The 18,448-nt window shown below is 66.2% G+C and carries 17 protein-coding genes; 5 read left to right on the forward strand and 12 right to left on the reverse strand.

Going from position 1 to position 18,448, the window contains the following annotated elements:
- Positions 1-13: 13 nt before the first annotated feature.
- A complete protein-coding gene (locus tag RR42_RS05225; RefSeq protein ID WP_330218506.1) occupies positions 14-1,543 on the reverse strand; it encodes an MFS transporter in 1,530 nt (509 codons plus the stop codon).
- A 180-nt stretch (positions 1,544-1,723) separates the two neighbouring features.
- On the opposite strand from RR42_RS05225, the gene RR42_RS05230 reads away from it, so the two are divergent.
- Positions 1,724-2,605, forward strand: coding sequence for a LysR substrate-binding domain-containing protein (locus tag RR42_RS05230; RefSeq protein WP_043344650.1), 882 nt, complete (start codon positions 1,724-1,726; stop codon positions 2,603-2,605).
- 18 nt (positions 2,606-2,623) lie between these two features.
- On the opposite strand, the gene RR42_RS05235 is transcribed toward RR42_RS05230, so the two are convergent.
- Both RR42_RS05235 and RR42_RS37585 read right to left on the reverse strand, forming a co-directional pair.
- Positions 2,624-3,289, reverse strand: a complete 666-nt coding sequence (locus RR42_RS05235; protein WP_052494461.1) for an MFS transporter — start codon at positions 3,287-3,289, stop codon at positions 2,624-2,626.
- Positions 3,265-3,582 carry an MFS transporter gene (locus tag RR42_RS37585; protein ID WP_144409742.1) on the reverse strand — a complete coding sequence of 106 codons (318 nt, stop codon included), beginning with the start codon at positions 3,580-3,582 and terminating at the stop codon, positions 3,265-3,267. The genes RR42_RS05235 and RR42_RS37585 overlap by 25 nt, the downstream gene beginning before the upstream one ends.
- Between RR42_RS37585 and RR42_RS05240 the strand changes: the two genes are divergently transcribed.
- On the forward strand, positions 3,581-3,817 hold the full coding sequence (locus RR42_RS05240; protein ID WP_052494463.1) for a LysR substrate-binding domain-containing protein: 237 nt from the start codon (positions 3,581-3,583) through the stop codon (positions 3,815-3,817). The genes RR42_RS37585 and RR42_RS05240 overlap by 2 nt on opposite strands.
- Before the next feature lie 101 nt (positions 3,818-3,918).
- On the opposite strand, the gene RR42_RS05245 is transcribed toward RR42_RS05240, so the two are convergent.
- The 5 genes from RR42_RS05245 to RR42_RS05265 form a co-directional block, all read right to left on the reverse strand.
- Entirely contained in the window at positions 3,919-5,004 is a 1,086-nt protein-coding gene (locus RR42_RS05245) for a porin (protein WP_043344653.1), read from the reverse strand.
- A 276-nt stretch (positions 5,005-5,280) separates the two neighbouring features.
- Entirely contained in the window at positions 5,281-5,799 is a 519-nt protein-coding gene (gene uraD, locus RR42_RS05250) for a 2-oxo-4-hydroxy-4-carboxy-5-ureidoimidazoline decarboxylase (protein WP_043344655.1), read from the reverse strand.
- Between the two features lie 8 nt (positions 5,800-5,807).
- Positions 5,808-6,758 carry an allantoinase PuuE gene (puuE, locus tag RR42_RS05255; RefSeq protein WP_043351427.1) on the reverse strand — a complete coding sequence of 317 codons (951 nt, stop codon included), beginning with the start codon at positions 6,756-6,758 and terminating at the stop codon, positions 5,808-5,810.
- A 48-nt stretch (positions 6,759-6,806) separates the two neighbouring features.
- On the reverse strand, positions 6,807-8,213 hold the full coding sequence (locus RR42_RS05260) for a nucleobase:cation symporter-2 family protein (protein WP_043344656.1): 1,407 nt from the start codon (positions 8,211-8,213) through the stop codon (positions 6,807-6,809).
- Positions 8,214-8,363: 150 nt separating this feature from the next.
- The gene (locus RR42_RS05265) at positions 8,364-9,107 is read right to left on the reverse strand and encodes a GntR family transcriptional regulator (RefSeq protein ID WP_043344659.1); all 744 of its coding nucleotides are present in this window, start codon (positions 9,105-9,107) and stop codon (positions 8,364-8,366) included.
- A 313-nt stretch (positions 9,108-9,420) separates the two neighbouring features.
- Between RR42_RS05265 and uraH the strand changes: the two genes are divergently transcribed.
- Complete coding sequence (uraH, locus tag RR42_RS05270; protein ID WP_043344662.1) at positions 9,421-9,774, forward strand: hydroxyisourate hydrolase; 354 nt, start codon at positions 9,421-9,423, stop codon at positions 9,772-9,774.
- Between the two features lie 31 nt (positions 9,775-9,805).
- On the forward strand, positions 9,806-11,011 hold the full coding sequence (locus RR42_RS05275) for a urate hydroxylase PuuD (protein ID WP_043344664.1): 1,206 nt from the start codon (positions 9,806-9,808) through the stop codon (positions 11,009-11,011).
- A gap of 239 nt (positions 11,012-11,250) precedes the next feature.
- On the opposite strand, the gene RR42_RS05280 is transcribed toward RR42_RS05275, so the two are convergent.
- Together RR42_RS05280 and RR42_RS05285 are read right to left on the reverse strand one after the other, a co-directional pair.
- Positions 11,251-11,868, reverse strand: coding sequence for a c-type cytochrome (locus RR42_RS05280; RefSeq protein ID WP_043344665.1), 618 nt, complete (start codon positions 11,866-11,868; stop codon positions 11,251-11,253).
- Between the two features lie 44 nt (positions 11,869-11,912).
- The gene (locus RR42_RS05285) at positions 11,913-13,661 is read right to left on the reverse strand and encodes a pyrroloquinoline quinone-dependent dehydrogenase (protein WP_043344667.1); all 1,749 of its coding nucleotides are present in this window, start codon (positions 13,659-13,661) and stop codon (positions 11,913-11,915) included.
- A 274-nt stretch (positions 13,662-13,935) separates the two neighbouring features.
- Between RR42_RS05285 and RR42_RS05290 the strand changes: the two genes are divergently transcribed.
- The gene (locus tag RR42_RS05290) at positions 13,936-14,604 is read left to right on the forward strand and encodes an ankyrin repeat domain-containing protein (protein ID WP_052494464.1); all 669 of its coding nucleotides are present in this window, start codon (positions 13,936-13,938) and stop codon (positions 14,602-14,604) included.
- Between the two features lie 154 nt (positions 14,605-14,758).
- Here the strand turns inward: RR42_RS05290 and RR42_RS05295 are convergent, their stop codons facing one another.
- Both RR42_RS05295 and RR42_RS05300 read right to left on the reverse strand, forming a co-directional pair.
- Complete coding sequence (locus tag RR42_RS05295) at positions 14,759-15,811, reverse strand: beta-propeller fold lactonase family protein (protein WP_236701987.1); 1,053 nt, start codon at positions 15,809-15,811, stop codon at positions 14,759-14,761.
- Between the two features lie 127 nt (positions 15,812-15,938).
- Entirely contained in the window at positions 15,939-18,302 is a 2,364-nt protein-coding gene (locus RR42_RS05300) for a TonB-dependent receptor (RefSeq protein ID WP_063778397.1), read from the reverse strand.
- Positions 18,303-18,448 lie beyond the last annotated feature (146 nt).

The raw sequence follows: 18,448 nt of genomic DNA on the forward strand, positions 1-18,448 counted from the left end.
TGGCGGTGGACTGCTAAGCGCAGCGGCCCGCGGGATCGGCAACCGCCTGACGCCCGCGTTTGCCGGGAGCGAACACCATCAGGCTGAGCAGGGCGAGGACCCAGGCGCCAATCCCCCCATACAGCATCACCCAGCCAAAGCCATGGACCAGCGCCGCATGCAGCGCGGCGCCGGACGCGTCCAGGGCGGGCAGTTGCGTGAAGGCGTCCCCGGGCGCATCCAGGTTGCCCGCGGCAATGCGCTGCGCCAGCGCGCGCAACTGCAACGCATCGAACGCGCCCGGAAAGGCACGCTTCAGATACGAAGAGATCCCCGCGACCAGGATGAATCCCATCAACGCGATATTGACCGCCAGCGAGATCATCCGCGCGCTCATGTCCATGCCGGACGCCATGCCCGCGCGGCTGCTGGGGACCGAGCCGGTGGTGGTGTTGGTCACCGGCGTGTTGGTGATGCCCAGGCCGATGCCGGCCAGCAGCGAACCCGGCAGCAGGGTGAGCCAGCTTGCCTGTGCCAGGCTGCTGCCGAGCTTCATCAGCATGAAGCCCAGCCCGATCGTGAACAAGCCCAGGGGAATGACCATGGCGGCCCTGTAGCGCAGCGCAAGCCGCTCCCCCAGCGGCGGAAACACCAACGTGGGCAGCGTGTAAGCCAGCAAGGACAAGCCGGCGGCCACGCTGCCGTAGCCCAGGCCGCCGTGGAAATAAAGCGGCAGGTAAATCATGAACGGCCAGAAGCTGAAGTTCATGCCCATGGAGCCAAGCAGCGCGCCCGAGAAGTCCCGGCTGCGGAACACCGAAACATCGAACATCGGATGCGGATTGCGTTTTTCCGCGAGCAGGAACGCCACGAAGCTGGCCGCCGTCGCGGCCGTCATGCCGATCGCGGCGGCGCGGGAAACGCCGGCCTCCGGCCCCTGCGTGATCAGGTAGGCCAGGCCGAAAACGGCCAGCGACAGCGTGACGATGCCCGCGACATCGAGCTTGCCCGCCTGCGGATCGCGCGATTCTTGCACGCCCGCGAAGACCAGCGCCAGGGTCAGGATGGCCAGCACGACGTGCACCAGAAACACCCATTGCCAGCTGGAGACGGCAACGATCATGCCACCCACGATGGGCCCGAAACCCAGGCCGATCCCGAACACGATGCCCCACGCGGCAAAGGCCTTGCTGCGTTCCTTGCCTTGCTGGAACTGATGCGACAGGATCGCCACCAGGCAGATCAGCATCGCGCCGCCGGCCATGCCCTGGAGGAACCGGCTGGCAATCAGCACGGCGGCGCTTTGCGCCAGGCCGCAGACCAGGGAGGCAACGGCGAACAAGGCAATGCCGAGGATGAACATGCGCTTGCGGCCAAAGCGGTCGGCCAGTGTGCCGGCCGCCATCAGCACCGTGGTGCAGGCGATGGTGTAGGCATTCATGATCCATTGCATGTCCCCGAAGCCAGCGTGCAGGACGTGCTCAAGGGTGGGCAGTATGACCGGCACACTGGAGATCTCCAGGCCGAACATCAGCGCGGCCAGGCAGACGGCGGCCAATGCCATTTGGTTTTTACGGGAATGAGTGAGGCGCATCGAGGGTGCTTTCCAGGCGAATCCGGTTGCGGGGAACGGATGGCGTCGTGCTCGACGCCGGTCTTGGCGCACATTGTGAGCGAGTCCTCGCCATGATAGAAATGATCTAATTTCTTCCGATTCATTAACGATCATCATAAATAAGGGACCATGGATTTCGATCCGACACTGTTGCGGGCCTTTGTCGCCGTCAAGGAAACCGGCGGCTTCACGCGCGCGGCGCAGCGGCTGCACCTGACGCAGTCCGCGGTCAGCCATCAGATCCGGCGGCTCGAAGAGCAGGTGGGCCGGCCGCTGCTGCACCGCACGACGCGCACCCTGACCCTGACCGAGGACGGCAACGATTTTCTCCAGCACGCGGAGCAGATCCTGGCCTCGCTCGATGCTCTTTCGCGCCGGTTCCGGCCCTCTCCCGTTTGCGGTGTGGTGCGCTTCGGCGTGCCGGAAACCTTCCTGGGCGAGCGGCTTCCGCAACTGCTGTCGCGGTTCGCCCGGGCATTCCCCGCGGTGCGTCTCGATGTGAACGTGGGCACGTACCTGGACTTGCGCGCGATGATCAAGGCCGGCGAACTGGATCTTGCCGTGGTGTTGTCGGCGCCGGGCGGCGAGGGCGGCACGGTGCTGCAGCACACGCGGTTCGTGTGGGCCGCCGCCCAGGCCTTCGAGGTCGCACCGGGTGCGTCGTTGCCGCTCGCGTTGTCGCCGTCGCCCTGCGTCAACCGGCAGGTGGGCGTGGCGGCACTGGAGGGCACCCCCATACCGTGGCACGTGGCGTTTACGTCGCCAAGCCAGGAGGGCATCCGCACTGCGGTACTGGCGGGGCTCGGCGCCTCGGTGCAGATTCGCGGCGACCTGAAGCCGGGGATGAAGGTGATCGATGGCCAGTACGGCTTGCCAGCGCTGCCGGCGGCGGATTTTGCGCTGATCTGGCGCGATGGTGAGAAGACGCCGGCCGCGCGCGAGTTCGGGCGGTTGCTGGTGAGCCTGCAGGCGCCGCCGCCCAAGCCTGGCCGGCGGCGCAAGAATCCCTAGCGCCCGCGGCGCCGCGCGCTATGCCGCGTCGGGTCGCGTCGGGAACCCATGCCCGCGCGAGGCCCACGCAATCAGCAGCCCAACAAGCAACAACGCAAGCAGCGCCCGCGGGAACGCGCCGACGCCGTGCGTCTCCAGCAGGACGCCGCCGACGATGCCGCCGGCTGCGATGGCGAGGTTCCAGGTGGTGACGAGCATCGATTGCGCGACATCGGCGCCAGGCCCCGCCGCCTCGGCGGATGCGGTCTGCAGCAAGGCGGGGGCGCCGCCGAAGGTCAGGCCCCAGGTCACGACGGCCAGATAGACCACGGCCGGATGGCTGCCGCCGATGGCGAGCGCCAGCGAGGCCATGGCGAACAGCGCAAGGCTTGCCAGCACCAGCACGCGCAGCAGGCGGTCGATCAGCAGGCCGCTGACCCACACGCCGCCCAGCGACCCCACGCCGAACACCAGCAGCACGATATCCACCTGCCCGGCCAGTCCGGCTGGCACGAGAAAGGGCACGACATAGGTGTAGAGCATGTTGTGGGCCATCACCCATAAGGCCAGTACGCCCAGGACTGGCCGCACACCCGGGGTCGCGAACACCCGGCGCACTGGCATGTGCTTGCCCGCAGCGTGGCCAGCGTAATCCGGCGCCCTCAACGCGAACCACGCCATCACGGCCAGCGCCAGGACCGACATCGCGCCAAACGCGGCGCGCCGACGCCGGCCACGGCCAGTGCGCGGCCCTTGAGGTGATCCGGCACCATGCGCCGCGCATAGCCCGCGAGCATGCCCCAGATCAGGCCGCCCGCCATGCCTGCCAGCAAGCGCGCCACCAGTGCCACTACGTAGCCGGGCGCCAGGGCGGTAATCGTATTGAAGGCCAGCAGCCCGGCCAGCGCGGCCAGCAGCAATGGCCGGCGGCGCCAGCCTTGCGTGGCCGCTGTGCCGCGATGGCCAGCCGGCCGGGATCGGGCTCGGCTGGCCAGCATGGTGACCAACACGCTGGAGCCGCAGGTGTGTTTCGCCGAGCAGGGCCTGGGCATCGCCTGCGTGCCGGATATTTCCATCCGGCGCCAGCTGGACGAAGGCACGCTTGTCAGCGTGCTTGACGACTACAACCAGGACCGCACGATGCTGCGGGTGCTGTGGCCGTCCAGCCGCCAGCTGTCACCCAAGCTCAGGGCCTTCGTGGACTTCATCGCCGGGAGCCTGCTTGCCGCCTGAGCACCGCGCGCCGGCGCACCATAAAAAAACCCGCCACAAGCGCGGGTTGGGCGGGTTGGGCGGGAGGGCGGGTAGCCGTTCCCGCTGACAAGGGGAAAGCGTCAGAACTTGTGGCGCAGGCCCACACCGAAGGTGTCGCCGTGCGACAGGTCGGTGATCTTGTCGTAGAAGTAAGCGGCGTAGACGTCGGTGCGCTTGGACAGGTTGTAGTCGTAAGCGACCGCCACCGTGTTGCGCTTGAAGTCCGCGACCGAGTTCTTGGTCTTGTCGTAGGCGTAGGACGCCAGGATATTGCCATTGCCGACCGGCACCGAAACGCCGACCTGGCCGTTGGTGTGCTTGATGTCGCCGTTGACGTTGTTGTTGATGTCCGACTTGATGTACTGGCCTTGCGCGAACAGCTTGACGATCTTGAAGTCGTAGCTCACGCCGCCCTGCACCGCATTTTGCTTGCTGAATCCGACCAGCAGCGGGCTGGTCGATGCGGTCACGTCACCCGGCGTGCTGTCGAACTTGACCTGCTGGAAGGCCAGCGTGGCAGCGAACGGGCCGTTGAAGTACGTCAGGTTGCCGCCCCACTTGTTCTGGCCGGTGGCGCCAGCTTTCTCGCCGAACGAGTAGATCACGTTGGCGGTCAGGCCGCCGAAGTTCGGCGTGGAGTACAGCAGCGAGTTGTTCCAGCCCGAATCGCCGATGATGCCCGGGTCGTTCACGCGGGCCGTGGAGGCGCCGAAATAGGTGTGGAACACCATCGGCGAGAACACGTAGGAGTCGATCAGCGGGTTGAACAGGATGGTCGACACGAAGTAGGGCGTGGTGTTGCGGCCCAGCTTGATGGTGCCCAGCTTGTCGTTCTGCAGGCCCACGAATGCATTGCGGCTGAACATCGAGTCGCCGTTGAAGCGGCCCGAGGAGCCACTGTCGGTGCGGAAGAAGCCGTTCAGGTCGAAGATGGCCTTGGTGCCGCCGCCGAGGTCTTCGGTGCCCTTGATGCCCCAGTACGAGGTCTGCATGCCGCCCGAATTGGCGACATAGGCGCGGTTGGCCGCGCCGACGTTCTTGACGCCGCCGACGAACATGTCGGCCTGGCCGTACAGCGTGACGCTGGATTGCGCCATGGCCGCGCCGCTGAAAAGGGCTGCTGCCATCGCTGCCAGCTTGAGGGCCGGCTTGATCTGCTTATGCATTGTGGGTTTCTCCGTGGTTGATCCGTTGCGTTCTTTGTGTACTGGGTCCCTGACGGGTTCTATTAGCTTTCGCTGCTCCACGAGCTTGATGGGCTTGATGGGCTTGATGAGCTTTATTGGTTCTGGTGCCTTTTTTGGTGCCAGGCGGAGGCCGGGCCTGGGCTCGGTCCGGCCGCTGCCCGTTACAGCAGCATGGGTAAGTCAGCGGTAAATCAGTGGTAAATCAGTGGAATGACAGGGGTAACGCAGGGCTAACGAACCAGCTGCTTTTTTGGCTCAGCCGGATACTAAGTCGTTCAGCCGGAATTGCGCAATGCGGTGGATCTGGTTGATGCAAGTTTGCAACTCTGCGGCCGGTTCGTTGCTCACGCGCCTTGCGAACTCGCCGATGATGCCGGCGCGGTCGTAGCCGCGCACCGCCAGGATGAAGGGGAAGCCGAATTTCTCGTTGTACTGGCGGTTGAGCGATTGCAGTTGCTCGAACTCCGCCGCGGAGCACTGGTCCAGCCCGGCGCCGCTTTGCTCGCGGGTGGATTCGGCGGTCAGCTCGCCGCGCACGGCGGCCTTGCCGGCCAGCTCCGGGTGGGCGCGCACCAGCTTGATCTGGGCAGCGTCGCCCGCGCCGTCCACGATGGCGCGCATGGCATCGGCCAGCGCGGCCGCATGGGCAAAGGGGCGCTGCGTGGCGGCGGCTTGCGCCACCCACGCGGAGTGTTCATAGATGCCGCCGAGCGCCTGGATGAAGTCGGCGGCCGGCAGGGCGTTGAGTTGGTCGAGGGTGTAGGTCTGGCTCATGGTTCGGCTTATGCGTGGTTCTGTGCGGAGTAGGGATGGGTTTCGGCCCAGTGGCGCGCGATATCCACGCGCCGGCAGATCCAGACCTTGTCGTGTCCCTGCGCGTAGTCGAGAAAGCGCTGCAGCCCGCGCATGCGGCCCGGGCGGCCCAGCAGGCGGCAGTGCATGCCCACCGACAGCATCTTGGGGCGGTCCAGCCCCTGCGGATCGCCCTCGGCGTAGAGCACGTCGAAGGCGTCCTTGAGGTAGTGGAAGAACTGCTCGCCGGTGTTGAAGCCTTGCGGCGTGGCAAAGCGCATGTCGTTGGAGTCGAGCGTATAGGGCACCACCAGGTGGGGCTTCTTTTCGCCGCCGGTGACTTCCACCTCGGTCCAGAAGGGCAGGTCGTCGCCGTAGTAGTCCGAGTCATACAGCAGCCCGCCGTGCTCCACCACCAGGCGGCGCGTGTTGGGGCTGTCGCGGCCGGTGTACCAGCCGAGTGGCAGCGAGCCGGTCAGTTCCTTGATGATCTGCATGCCGATGCGCATGTGCTCGCGCTCGGTGGCTTCATCCATCCCCTGGTAGTGGATCCAGCGCCAGCCGTGGCAGGCGATCTCATGGCCTAGCTCGACGAACGCGCGGGTCAGGTCCGGATGGCGCTGCAATGCCATTGACACGCCAAAGATCGTCAGCGGCAGCCCGCGCTGCTCGAACTCGCGCAGGATGCGCCAGACGCCGGCGCGCGAGCCGTACTCGTACACGCCCTCCATGCTCATGTGGCGGTCGGGGTAAGCCGCCGCGCCGATGATCTCGGAGAGGAACTGTTCGGAGCCGGCATCGCCGTGCAGCACGTTGTTTTCGCCGCCCTCTTCGTAGTTGAGGACGAACTGCAGCGCGATGCGCGCGCCGCCCGGCCAGCGGGCGTGCGGCGGCTGGCTGCCGTAGCCGATCAGATCGCGTGGATAGTTGTGGCTTGTCATCAGGGTCATGGTTCTTCAGGAAACGGTGCCGGCCGCCGCCGGCTGGACTTATTCCGTGCCGTGCGAGTTGGCCGCGGCGTTGCGCATGGCTTCTTCACGCGACTGGATGCCGTTGAAGAAGACGTTGAGCACGACTGCCACGATGGTGCCCAGCACGATGCCGCTGTGGGTGAACGGGTCGGTCCACTTGGGCAGGTACTGGAAGAAGGTCGGCGCCAGTGTCGGGATCATGCCGAAGCCGATCGAGATGGCGACGATGAACAGGTTGAAGCGGTTGCGGTTGAAATCGCACGAGCCCAGGATGCGGATGCCGGTGGCGGCCACCATGCCGAACATCACGATGCCCGCGCCGCCGAGCACGAACTGCGGCACCGAGGCCACGATGTGCGCCATCTTCGGGAACAGGCCCAGGCCGATCAGGATGATGCCGCCGGCCACCGCCACATAGCGCGAGCGCACGCCGGTCACCGTCACCAGGCCCACGTTCTGCGAGAACGAGGTGTAGGGGAAGGTGTTGAACACGCCGCCGATCACGGTGCCAAGGCCGTCCGCGCGCAGGCCGCGGGTCAGGTCTTCGTTGGACAGGCGCTTGCCGGTGATGTCGGCCAGCGCGAGGAACATGCCGGTGGATTCCACCAGCGTGATCAGCATCACCACGCACATCGACAGGATGGCCGGAAGGTCGAAGGTCGGGATGCCGAAGTGCAGCGGCGTGATCAGCGCGATCGCGCTGGCGTCGCTAAGGCCTTCGAAGGAAACCTTGCCCAGCGCCATCGCCACCAGGGTGCCGATCACGATGCCAAGCAGCACCGCGCAGTTGGAGATCAGGCCGCGGCCATACTTGCTCAGCAACAGGATCGCCACCAGCACCAGCGCCGCGATGCCCAGGTTGCCCAGGTCGCCATAGGCGAGGTTTGGCACATCCTTGACCACGCCGTCGATCACGGCACGGGTGGTGGGCTGGCCGCCGGCCGCCCAGTTGATGCCCACCCGCATCAGCGACACCCCGATCAGCGTGATCACCGTGCCGGTGACGACAGGCGGGAACAGCCCGAGCATGCGTCCCATCAGCGGCGCCACCAGGATGCCGAACACCCCTGCGGCAATCACCGCGCCGTAGATGCCCAGCAGGCCCACGTTGGGGTCGGAGCCGATGGCGATCATCGGCGCCACCGAGGCAAAGGTCACTCCCATCATGACCGGCATGCGGATGCCGAACTTCCAGAAGCCGAAAGCCTGGATCAGCGTGGCCAGGCCCGCCGCGAACAGGTCGGCATTGATCAGGAAGGCAAGCTGATCCTTGGGCAGCTTGAGCGCGCCGCCGATGATCAGCGGCACCGCGACGGTACCGGCATACATCACCAGCACGTGCTGCAGGCCGAGCGCAAGCAGCCGGCCCGAAGGCAGCCGCTCGTTGGTTTGGTCCGTTGTGACCGTGGTGCTAGCGCTAGTCATGGATGTGTCTCCTCTCCTTTGGATTTGATGGGAACGCTGCCGGGCGGGGTGGCTCTCGGTATGTGACTCCGGCTTCGCGCATCGTCGGGGACGCGTTTCTCATGAGCAGGAATCGGGCCTTGGCCGCAGGTTGGCAGCGGGAACAACCTGCTAGGTGGAGTGACCCAGCACGCTGCGAAGATCGAAATTGCCCGGTTCATCGGGCTGCACGCGATCGGCGCAAGCGCCGAGATGGTGCGCCATGCGGCTCTGGGCCAGGGCCGCATCGCCCTGTTCCAGTGCGTCGAGGATCTCTTCGTGTTCGTCGAAGGAGCAGGCGTTATTGCCCGGCGCCTCGACGCTGGCGATCATCAGCGTGGTGCGCGACACCAGCCGGCGCATCATGGTGACCAGCAGCGCGTTGCCCGAAATCTCGGCCAGCGCGGTATGGAACTCGGCCGACAGGCGGATCCACTTGGGCCGCTCGTTGGTGAGGAAGGCCTGGCGCTCGGCCTCCACCATCTTGCGCAGCGGCGCGATCACGCGCTTGACGTCGCGCATGCCGGCGAGCTTCTCCAGCACCGCGCGCTCCAGCATCTGGCGCAGCTCGAACATGTCGTGCGCCTCGTCGGTGGAGGGGCTGGCGATGAAGGCGCCGCGGTTGGGTTCCAGGTCCACCATGCCGTCGGCGGCCAGGTGCGCCAGCACCTTGCGCACCGTGTGGCGCGCGGTGGCATAGATTTCGCACAGCGAGTGCTCGGTCAGCTTGGTGCGAGGGGGCAGACGATGTTCCATGATCGCGTCATAGATCTCGTGATACATGCGCTCCTCGACGGAACCCTTGCGGGCGGGCTTGATTTCGGTCGGGGCGGCGGTGTCATCGGCACCGGCGATCAGCTTGAGACTCTTGGACATCTTGGCACCAGCGTATCGGTGAGGAGGGGAGCGGCGCGCCGTGTGAGCGGGGTGAAGCAGAGTGGCGCGCCCCAAAAATTGTTGACAATTATTTGGTTGGCACGGCAATATTGTCAACAAAACCGAGCTAGGTTTTCGACAAGTCAGGGTAATTCCTGAGTTGCCATCCGGAGTGGTGCGAAGCATTGTCGCCATGCACCAGTCCAGCGCCGGGATGCGTTAGAAATACGTACCGAGCGGGCACCATTCCCACAAATGGTGCTAGTGAAGGCAGCGGCGCCTCTCACAACCCAAAGCCCTAAGGAATAACAGGATGGGACGCTTGACCACACATGTACTCGACACCGCAGCCGGCACGCCCGGCGCCGGCATGTCGATTACCCTGCATAAAATTGTCGACAATCGCAAGGAGACGCTGAAGACAGTCGTCACCAACCACGATGGCCGTTGCGACCAGCCCCTGCTGGATGGCGACACCATGGCGGTTGGGGTGTACGAACTCGAATTCGGCGCCGGCGATTATTTCCGCACCCAGGGCACCAAGCTGCCCGAGCCGGCTTTCCTCGACGTGGTGACGCTGCGTTTCGGCATTGCCGACACCAGCGCGCATTACCACGTGCCGCTGCTGGTCTCCCCCTGGTCGTACTCGACCTACCGTGGCAGCTAAGCGCGGCAACGGGCGATAAAGGAGACAAGACATGGAAGGCTATATCCTCGACTGGGCCAATCTGCTGCTGCGCTGGGTGCACGTCATCACGGCGATCGCGTGGATCGGCTCCTCGTTCTATTTCGTCTGGCTGGACAACAGCCTGACCCGTCCCGACGACCCCGACCTGCAGGAGAAGGGCGTGGGCGGCGAACTGTGGGCGGTGCACGGCGGCGGGTTCTACAACCCGCAGAAATACCTGAGCGCGCCCAAGACGCTGCCGGAGAACCTGCACTGGTTTTACTGGGAGTCCTATTCCACCTGGATGACCGGCTTTGGCCTGCTGGTGGTGCTGTACCTGTTCAACGCCAGCACGTTCCTGATCGACAAGAACGTGATGGACATGTCGCCGGGCGCGGCGATCGGGTTTGCGCTGTCGTATCTTGGCGTGGGCTGGCTGGTGTACGACTGCATCTGCCGCGTGTTCGGCAAGAGCGACCGCACCGTCGGCATCCTGGTGGCGATCTACGTGGCGCTGGCCGCGTTCGTGGCCTGCCACGTGTTCTCGGGCCGCGCGGCATTCCTGCTGACCGGCGCGATGATCGCGACCATCATGAGCGCCAACGTGCTGGTGTGGATCATCCCGGGGCAGCGCAAGGTGGTTGCCGCGCTGCGCGCGGGCGATCCGGTGGATCCGGTGCATGGCAAGAACGCCAAGCAGCGCAGCGTGCACAACACGTACTTCACGCTGCCGGTGTTGTTCGCCATGCTGTCGAACCACTACAGCATGACCTACAGCTACAAGTACAACTGGGCCGTGCTGGTGCTGATCATGCTGGCCGGCGTGCTGATTCGCCAGTTCTTCATCCTCAAGCACAAGGGCAGGATCAACGTCGCGTGGCCGGCTGCCGGCGTGGCCGTGCTGGCGGTTGTCGCGGTGATGATCGCGCCGGTGCCGCGTGAGGTGGTCGCCAGCAAGGACGGTGCGGCTGCCGCGCAGGTGAGCTTTATCCAGGTACAGGAAGTCATCAATTCGCGCTGCATCCAATGCCATGCCGCGGCGCCAAAGTTGATGCCGAGCGCCGCCAAGGGTATCAAGCTCGATACCGCTGACGAGATCAAGGCGCATGCGCAGATGATCTACCAGCAGGCGGTGCAGCAAAAGGCCATGCCGCTTGGCAACGTCACGCAGATCACGGATGACGAGCGCGCGCTGCTGGGCCAGTGGTTCGAGGCAGGCGCCAAGACCACCAACTGATTTGATGGAGATCAACGGGCCCGGCCGAGAGGCGGGCCTGTTACCGAGCATCGGTGATCGGCGGTCCGGTGGCTATGTCGTTGATGGCCGGAGGTCCGGACCGACGAGGGTTTGAGCGGGGCGCAAGCCCCGTTTTTTTTTGAGAGCGGTAACTTGAGGGGGCGCCGTTTCCTTGAGCGGCGATGGCTTTTGGGTCCAGACAGGGTGATGTCGCATGCCCCTCCGGAACCCCCAAAACCCTACTGCAAATCAGCAATATAACTAGCAAGATTCCGAATATCCGCATCCGACAGCCCGCGAGCTACGCTAGTCATGCTCCCCGCATCATTAGTCCGCTTGCGCGAACGGAAGTCTTCGAGTTGCTTGACGATATACGCATACTGCTGCCCCGCCACGCGGGGAATTTCATTCTGCCCCTTGAATCCGCCGAGATGGCACATGGTGCAGAGCACTTCCTCGGCCTTCTTCCTGCCGGCTTGCACTTTCTGCCCGTCGGCCTTGAACTGGGACGCAATGGGTTTCTGCGCGGCAAAATATTCGCCCAGGTCGAGCATGTCCTCGCGCGACAGTGGCGTGGCCATCGGCGTGATCATCGGATGACTGCGACGGCCTTCCTTGAAATCCTTCAGTTCCAGGTAGATGTAGCGTCCGCTCTGGCCGGCCAGCACCGGATAGAGCGGATTGCTGGCGTTGCCCATCGGGCCATGGCAGGCGACGCACGATTCGGCCTTGCGCTTGCCGGCGTCGGGATCGGCGTGCGCGCTGCCGACGACGGCTGCCAGCAGCAGGCCCGCCAGAAGCACCGGCCCCGGCAGCGCTAACCGCCGGGGCCGGGCCAGATAGGACCGGATACGCATCCCTGATCCCTGATCCCTAATCCGCGATCCCTGATCCCTGATCCCTATTGCACCGCGAACACCAACACGCTGTTGCCGCGCTTGAAGTCCAGTTGCGTGTTGCCGCCGGCCGCCACCGCGATGTACTGCTTGCCGCCGACCATGTAGGACACCGCCGGCGCATTCACGCCCGCGCCGCACTGGTACTCCCACAGCTTCTTGCCGGTGGCGGCGTCGAAGGCGCGGAACAGGCCGTTGCCTTCACCATTGAAGACCAGCCCGCCGGCTGTCGCGAGCACGCCGCCGATCAGCGGCTGGTCGGTCTTGTAGTCCCACACCACCTTGCCGGTATCGATGTTTACCGCAGAGAGCTTGCCCCACTGCGCCTCTGCCGGGATGGTCTTGAAGGCGCCGCCAAGCCAGAGCTTGCCGCCCGGGTAGGGCGAGGCTTCCACCTGGTACGTCATGGGCTGGTGCAGGTTGGCGGCATAGGCCATCCGCGTCTTCGGGTTGAAGGCCATCGGCGACCATTCCACGCCGCCGTTGGCGCCTGGCAGCATGCGCGCGCCATTGGCCGTGGGCAGGGTCCACATGTCTTCCTGTGGGATCATGGCTTGCGAGAAGCGGATAAGCCGGCCGTCGCGGCGGTCATGCACATAGACGTGGCCGGTCTTGCCGCCGTGGATCACGCCGGGAATCATCTGGCCGTTCTTGTCGCGCACGTCGACCAGGATCGGCGGGCTCACGGCGTCCAGGTCCCATACGTCATGGGCGATGTACTGCGAGTGCCATTTGTAGGCGCCGGTATCCAGGTCCACCGCGACCATCGAATCCGTATAGAGGTTGTCTCCGGGGCGGATGGCGCCATACAGGTCGGGCGAGGGATTGCCCACCACGAAGATCGCCATCCTGTTCTTGCGGTCGATCGCCGGCGGCATCCACACGCCGCCGCCAAGCGCCTTGTAGAAATCGCCGCCCTTGTCCGCGAGCTGTTTCTTCTCAGCCGCGATATCGCGCTTCATGTCGCGGCCGGTGGCGTCCCTGGTGGCCCACACGCCTTCATGGCCCTTTTCGGGGATGGTGTAGAAGGTCCACAGCAGCTTGCCGTCGGTGGCGCTGTACGCCTTGAGGAAGCCACGGATGCCGTATTCGCCGCCATTGGTGCCGATCAGGATCTTGTCGTCCACCACCACCGGCGCCATGGTTTCCGAGTAGCCCAGCTCGGGATCGGCGATCTGCGTTTCCCACAGCAGCTTGCCGGTCCTGGCGTCCAGCGCGACCAGCCTGGCGTCGAGCGTGCCCATGAAGACGCGGTCGCCGGAGACGGCCACGCCGCGGTTGTTCGGGCCGCAGCAAAAGGTCGTGATCGGCCCCATCTTGTGCTTGTAGTGCCAGAACTCCTTGCCGGTCACGGCATCGATCGCATAGACGTGGTTATAGGACGTGGTCAGGAACATGACGCCGTTGACCACGATCGGCGCGGTCTCCATGGACTCGAGCACGGCGGTCTGGAACAGGAACGCGGGTTTCAGCTTTGCCACGTTCCTGGTGTTGATCTGGCTGCCCGGGTAGTAGCGCGTCTGCACGTAGGAGCCATTGGAATGCACCCAATCGCGAGCGTCGTTGCCGGCCGCGTCGAGCTGTGCCTGCGTCACCGGCGGGAGGGGCCGGGTCATGGCCGCGCCCGGGGTGGTCGCGCCGCCCTGGATTTCGTCCGCGCCGAAGGCTGCGGGAATGAGCGCGGCGGCCGCGGCGGCCAGTGCAAGCAACAGCAAGGGGAGGGGCACCCGGGCGTGGCTGCGGGATGAGAGCATGGGAAGCTCCTTGCTTGAATCTATTCGTGCCCCGGCTTTCCCAGGGCGAAAGGGTGTGCTTGTCGCACACTGTGGCGGCCCGGGTCACAAGCAGTATAGGCAAGAGTGCCGGCAAAACAACCTGCATCGCGGCGCGTGTCAAATCGGTGTTCGCCGCGCCGCAGCATGCCCGCCGACGCTCCTTGAAATTGCGCGTCTTACCCTCCAGACTTAGCCAGCGAAGTTGTCGCGGTGAGACAGGTAACGTAGTCAACGGCAGTGGCGGGGGACGGACATGAACGGACGCACTGGATGGCGCGCGGGGCTTGCCGCCGCGTTGCTATGTGGCATGGGAGTGCTGTGCCTGCAGGCCAGGGCCGACGACGACATTAGCCTCAATGCCCGCCTGCTTGCGGCCGCGCGGGCCGGCGACGCGGTGGCGGTGAGCGCATCGCTGCAGCAGGGCGCGGCGGTGAATGCGCGCAACCGCATCGGCGATACGGCGCTGCTCACCGCAGCCAAGCGTGGGCTGACCGAGATGGCGCGCACGCTGGTCGAGCATGGCGCCGACGTCAGCCAGGCCAACGTGCAGGGCGTGACGCCGCTGATGGCCGCGGCCTTCGGCGGCTTTGACGAGATTGTGGCGATGCTGCTGGCGCGCCATGCGGAACTCGCCGCCACGGATCGCGTCGGCAAGACCGCCATGATCTACGCGGCCGGCGAGGGCCATGCTGGCGTGGTTCGGCAACTGCTGGACGCCGGCGTGGACGTCAACACCCTCTACGCCAACGAGCTCACCGCGCTGATGTGGGCCGCGGGCTACGACAAGGTCGATACGGTGCGCCTGCTGTTGTCCAGAGGCGCCCGCCCGGAGCTGCGCGACAACCGCGGGCTGACCGCGCGGGAGATCGCCGATCAGGCCGGCGCGAAGACGGTGGCTGGCTTGCTGAGTACGCAGCATTAAAGACCGCGGATTGCGGCGTCTGCCTCTCTGCCCCGCCTGCAAGGCCAACGTCCCATATACGCAGTCGCACCCAGTCGCACCCAGTCGCACCCAGTCGCACCCAGTCGCACGGAATCCTGAAGACCCGGCTGCACGCCGGTGCGCGTCAGTGGATTCAAGGCGCATCTAGCGTCCCCGGGCTCTTCGGGTAGGTGACAACGCCCCAGCTCAGCGCCACGCCGGCCACTTCGCGCAGCGGCTGGTAGGTCCGCGCGTCCACCACGTAGACGGCGTTCGAGCGGCCGCAGGCGATCAGCAGCCGCGCGTCGTCGGGGGTGAAGCTGAAGTGCCAGCAACGTTTGCCGGTGGCGATGTTGGCGATGTTCTCATCGCTGTCGGCATCGAATACCTGGATGGTGTCCGCCCGCGACGCGGCCACGAACAGGCGTTTGCCGGCGCGGTCGAAGGCGGCCCCGTAGGGCCCGCTGCGCGTCGGCACCGTGCGCAGGATGCGGTAGTCGGCCGCATCGAGCACCAGGAACGCATTGGCCGACTCCAGCGTGACGATATAGCGTTGTCCGTCGGGACTCGCCTTGATGCCGCGCGGGCGCGATCCGGGCGGCGTCTTGATCAGGTTGAGGCGGCGGCCGCTGGCGCGCTCGTAGACCGACACCGTATCGTCGCCCTCGTTGGTGACCAGCAGCAGGCGAGCGTCCGGCGAGAATTCGATGCCTTCGGTCTCCAGGCCGCTGGGGATCGCGCGCGTGACGCGCCAGTCCTTGAGGTCGATCACGGCGATCTGCGCCGGGACCGGCGCGTGGTCGCCAGCCTTGCCCGGCTCGCCGGGCTCATAGGTGACGAAAGCCTGCCCGCCGGACACGCGCACGAATTCCGGGTTCTTGCCGATCGGGATGCGCTTGGCCAGTTGGCCATCGTGTGTGTCGATGACGGTAAGGTCGCCGGTTCCCTTGTTGGCGGCCAGCAGGTATCGTCCATCCGCAGTGATGGCGATGCCGCGCGGGCCCTTGCCGCCGGTGTCGAAGGTGCTAGTGATGTCGAGCCGATCGAGGTCGATCACCGCGATGCCGCCACTCTCGCTAGACACATAGGCCTTGGGCGCCAGAGCGCCTCGCGGCGCCGGGCCTGGCGCGCAAGCGGCGCAGGCCAGCGCGGCGAATAGCGCCAGCATGATCCGGCCAGATTGGCCATTGCCCTGTCTCGTCGCCATGCACGCCTCCCGCTTGCGTTGCTTGTCGTTGTCCCCGGCCCGATCCCCTCCGGCTGCCTTTCATTCTTGGTGACGGCGCGGCAACTGCCAAGGATTTCCCGCATGCCTGGCGCCACTACTGGCGCCACTAGCGCCCGCCCCATTCATAGCGCACGCCCACCAGGAAGAGCCGCGGCGCGCCCGGCGCGACGAAGCGCTCGATCGGCACCGCCGCGCCGGGCTGCAGCAGGGTGCCGCCGGGAAACACGTTGAGGCCCGCCTGCCCATAGGTTTCATAACGGCGGTCGAACACATTGTCGACGCGCGCGTAGAGTTGCCAGCGCGCATCGACCTGCCAGCTCGCCCGCAGGTTGAACAGCACGAAGCCGGCGGTGCGCGCCAGGCGCGGATCCTGCGCGCTCAGCGCGCCGTCCTCATTGCCGGCCACCGCGCGCGACGACGATACGATCATGGTGCCGCCGAGCGTGACCGACCCGGTTGCGCGCCAGTCACCGCTGAGCTTGAAGCTGTGCAGCGGCACGCCCGCCATGCGCGTGCCGGGGCGCACGTTGACGGGCGCCGCGAAGGGCGTCTGGATCTGGCCGTCCGCCTGGTAGGTGGATTGCAGGTAGCTGTAGCTGGCGCGCAGCATCACCGGGCCCAGCCGCTGGCGCAGCCCGAGCTCCAGCCCCTGGCTGCGGGTCTTGGGGAAGTTGGTGAAGTAGCCGAGCGGGCTGACCGGCGAGCGCTGAAACAGGATGTCGTCGCGGTTGTCGCTGCGGTACAGCGCGAGCGTGAGCTCGGTGGCATCCGCGGCCTTCCAGCGCCCGCCGAACTCCACCGTGCGCGATACCACCTGGCGCAGGTACGGATCCGCCTGCAGGCCGGTGGGCAACTGGCAGGCATTGGCCGGATCCGCGCAACCCAGCTCGATGGCGGTCGGCATGCGCGTGCCCTGCGAGGCCGAGGCAAAGACCGTGAGGCCGCTGCGCAACCGGTGCGAGAGCCCAAGCGAAGGATTGAGCTTCGAGAACGTGAAGCGTTCGTCGGATGCATTCGGCAAGGTCAGCACCGTGTGCGTGCTCGAGGTGTTCCAGCGCGCGCTCGCGGTGAGGTAGCTGTGCGGCAGCAGCTTGACGGTATCGGAGGCATACAGGCTGACGGTGCTGGTGCGTCCATCGAGCGAGGCGTTGGTGCCGGGCGTGGCGCCGGGGTCCGCCACCGCCACCCGATCGTCGCTGAAGCTGGCGGGCTGCGTGTCCTGGCGATACGATGCGCGGCTCAGCGCAAAGGCGGCGCCCAGTACCGCGTTGTGAACGTCGCCCGCATGGGACCACTGCCCGGACAGCCCGTAGTCATGCGTGTTGACGCTCGCGGTGTTGAGCACCGCGCTGGACGGCGCGGCGCCTGGCGCGCAACCCGCGTTGCCGGCATTGCCCTGGCAGCCAAGCAAGGTGTCGAGGTAGTCGTCGCTGACATCGCCGGTACTGGCCTTTGCGTGCCCCAGGCGAGCATAAGCCGTCAGCGCGAGCTGGTCCTCGGCGTTGAGCTGGTGCGTGCCGTTGAGCGTGACCTGCAGCGAGCGCGTGCGGGTGAGGTCGGGCGCGGTGTAGATGGCATTGCGCTGGCTGCCGTCAATGCTGTCGGGCAGCAGGCCATTGCCGGACAGGCTGCTGCCGCTGCCCAGCACGCTCACGCTCCATTGCGTATCGGTGGTCGAGCGGCCGACCTTGGCGAACAGGTTGCCCAGGCTGCTGCCGGACAGCTGGCGCCAGCCGTCCTCGCGAAAGCCCGTGCCCGCCACGAAGGCGTGCCAGCCATCGCCAAGCACGTTGCCCGCGCTCACGTCGAGCCGCGCGCGGCCGTGGCCGCCCAGGCTTAGGTCGGCCTCCACGCCGGGATGCGTCTCGCCGGACTTGGTGGTCAGCGCCAGCGCGCCGCCAAGTGCGTTGAGACCGTAGAGCGGGTTGCTGCCGGGCACCAGCGTGATGGTGCTGATGGCGGCCTCGGGGATCGCCGTCCAGTCGACCACGTCGCCCAGCGCGCCATTCTGCCGTACGCCGTCCAGGTAGAGCGCGATGCCCTGCGCCGCGCCCAGGGTGGAGGACAGGCGGTAGCCGCGATAGAGCATGTCCTTCTGGAACGGGTTGCCCTGTACGTCGTTGATCACCACGCTGTCCATGGTCTCGCCGAGGAACGATGACAGGTTGCCAGCCTTGGCGCGCTCCATGTCGGCGTCCGTCGCGGTTTGCGCATTGCCGGGAAACGCCTCGCGCGGGATGGAGAACGACGGCAGCGGCGCGGGCGCGACCACGGTGACCTCGCGCAGGTTGTGGACCTCGTCGCCAGGCGCGGCCTGCGGCGTCTGGGCGGCCACGCCGGCCGGCGCGCCCGCCGCCAGCGCCGCCAGCGCCGCCAGGGCCAGCCGCGCCAGCCGCGCGCATGCGGCTGCCGTACGCCGCGGCGCGGGCACGAGCCTTGAGCGGCGCGGACAGGGGAAGGCGGGGGCCATTACCGTCTCCGTGGGGACAAGGACGCAAGCGCGGGGCGATCGGGGGTGATGCAAGTGCTACTTACTGTAGTGCACAAGGTGGCAAGCGCCAAATCGATCACGCGGCGGCAGCCAGGCGGCGGCGCGCCCTGTATTTTTCGCCTAGA

Origin of the sequence: Cupriavidus basilensis (genome assembly GCF_000832305.1) — a bacterium.
GTDB lineage: Bacteria > Pseudomonadota > Gammaproteobacteria > Burkholderiales > Burkholderiaceae > Cupriavidus > Cupriavidus basilensis_F.

Coding starts and splice junctions, on each gene's coding strand:
- RR42_RS05225 (WP_330218506.1), bottom strand. CDS start 1,543: ATGGCATTGGCCGCCGTCTGCCTGGCCGCGCTGATGTTCGGCCTGGAG.
- RR42_RS05230 (WP_043344650.1), top strand. CDS start 1,724: ATGGATTTCGATCCGACACTGTTGCGGGCCTTTGTCGCCGTCAAGGAA.
- RR42_RS05235 (WP_052494461.1), bottom strand. CDS start 3,289: ATGTCGGTCCTGGCGCTGGCCGTGATGGCGTGGTTCGCGTTGAGGGCG.
- RR42_RS05240 (WP_052494463.1), top strand. CDS start 3,581: ATGGTGACCAACACGCTGGAGCCGCAGGTGTGTTTCGCCGAGCAGGGC.
- RR42_RS37585 (WP_144409742.1), bottom strand. CDS start 3,582: ATGCTGGCCAGCCGAGCCCGATCCCGGCCGGCTGGCCATCGCGGCACA.
- RR42_RS05245 (WP_043344653.1), bottom strand. CDS start 5,004: ATGCATAAGCAGATCAAGCCGGCCCTCAAGCTGGCAGCGATGGCAGCA.
- uraD (WP_043344655.1), bottom strand. CDS start 5,799: ATGAGCCAGACCTACACCCTCGACCAACTCAACGCCCTGCCGGCCGCC.
- puuE (WP_043351427.1), bottom strand. CDS start 6,758: ATGACAAGCCACAACTATCCACGCGATCTGATCGGCTACGGCAGCCAG.
- RR42_RS05260 (WP_043344656.1), bottom strand. CDS start 8,213: ATGACTAGCGCTAGCACCACGGTCACAACGGACCAAACCAACGAGCGG.
- RR42_RS05265 (WP_043344659.1), bottom strand. CDS start 9,107: ATGTCCAAGAGTCTCAAGCTGATCGCCGGTGCCGATGACACCGCCGCC.
- uraH (WP_043344662.1), top strand. CDS start 9,421: ATGGGACGCTTGACCACACATGTACTCGACACCGCAGCCGGCACGCCC.
- RR42_RS05275 (WP_043344664.1), top strand. CDS start 9,806: ATGGAAGGCTATATCCTCGACTGGGCCAATCTGCTGCTGCGCTGGGTG.
- RR42_RS05280 (WP_043344665.1), bottom strand. CDS start 11,868: ATGCGTATCCGGTCCTATCTGGCCCGGCCCCGGCGGTTAGCGCTGCCG.
- RR42_RS05285 (WP_043344667.1), bottom strand. CDS start 13,661: ATGCTCTCATCCCGCAGCCACGCCCGGGTGCCCCTCCCCTTGCTGTTG.
- RR42_RS05290 (WP_052494464.1), top strand. CDS start 13,936: ATGAACGGACGCACTGGATGGCGCGCGGGGCTTGCCGCCGCGTTGCTA.
- RR42_RS05295 (WP_236701987.1), bottom strand. CDS start 15,811: ATGGCGACGAGACAGGGCAATGGCCAATCTGGCCGGATCATGCTGGCG.
- RR42_RS05300 (WP_063778397.1), bottom strand. CDS start 18,302: ATGGCCCCCGCCTTCCCCTGTCCGCGCCGCTCAAGGCTCGTGCCCGCG.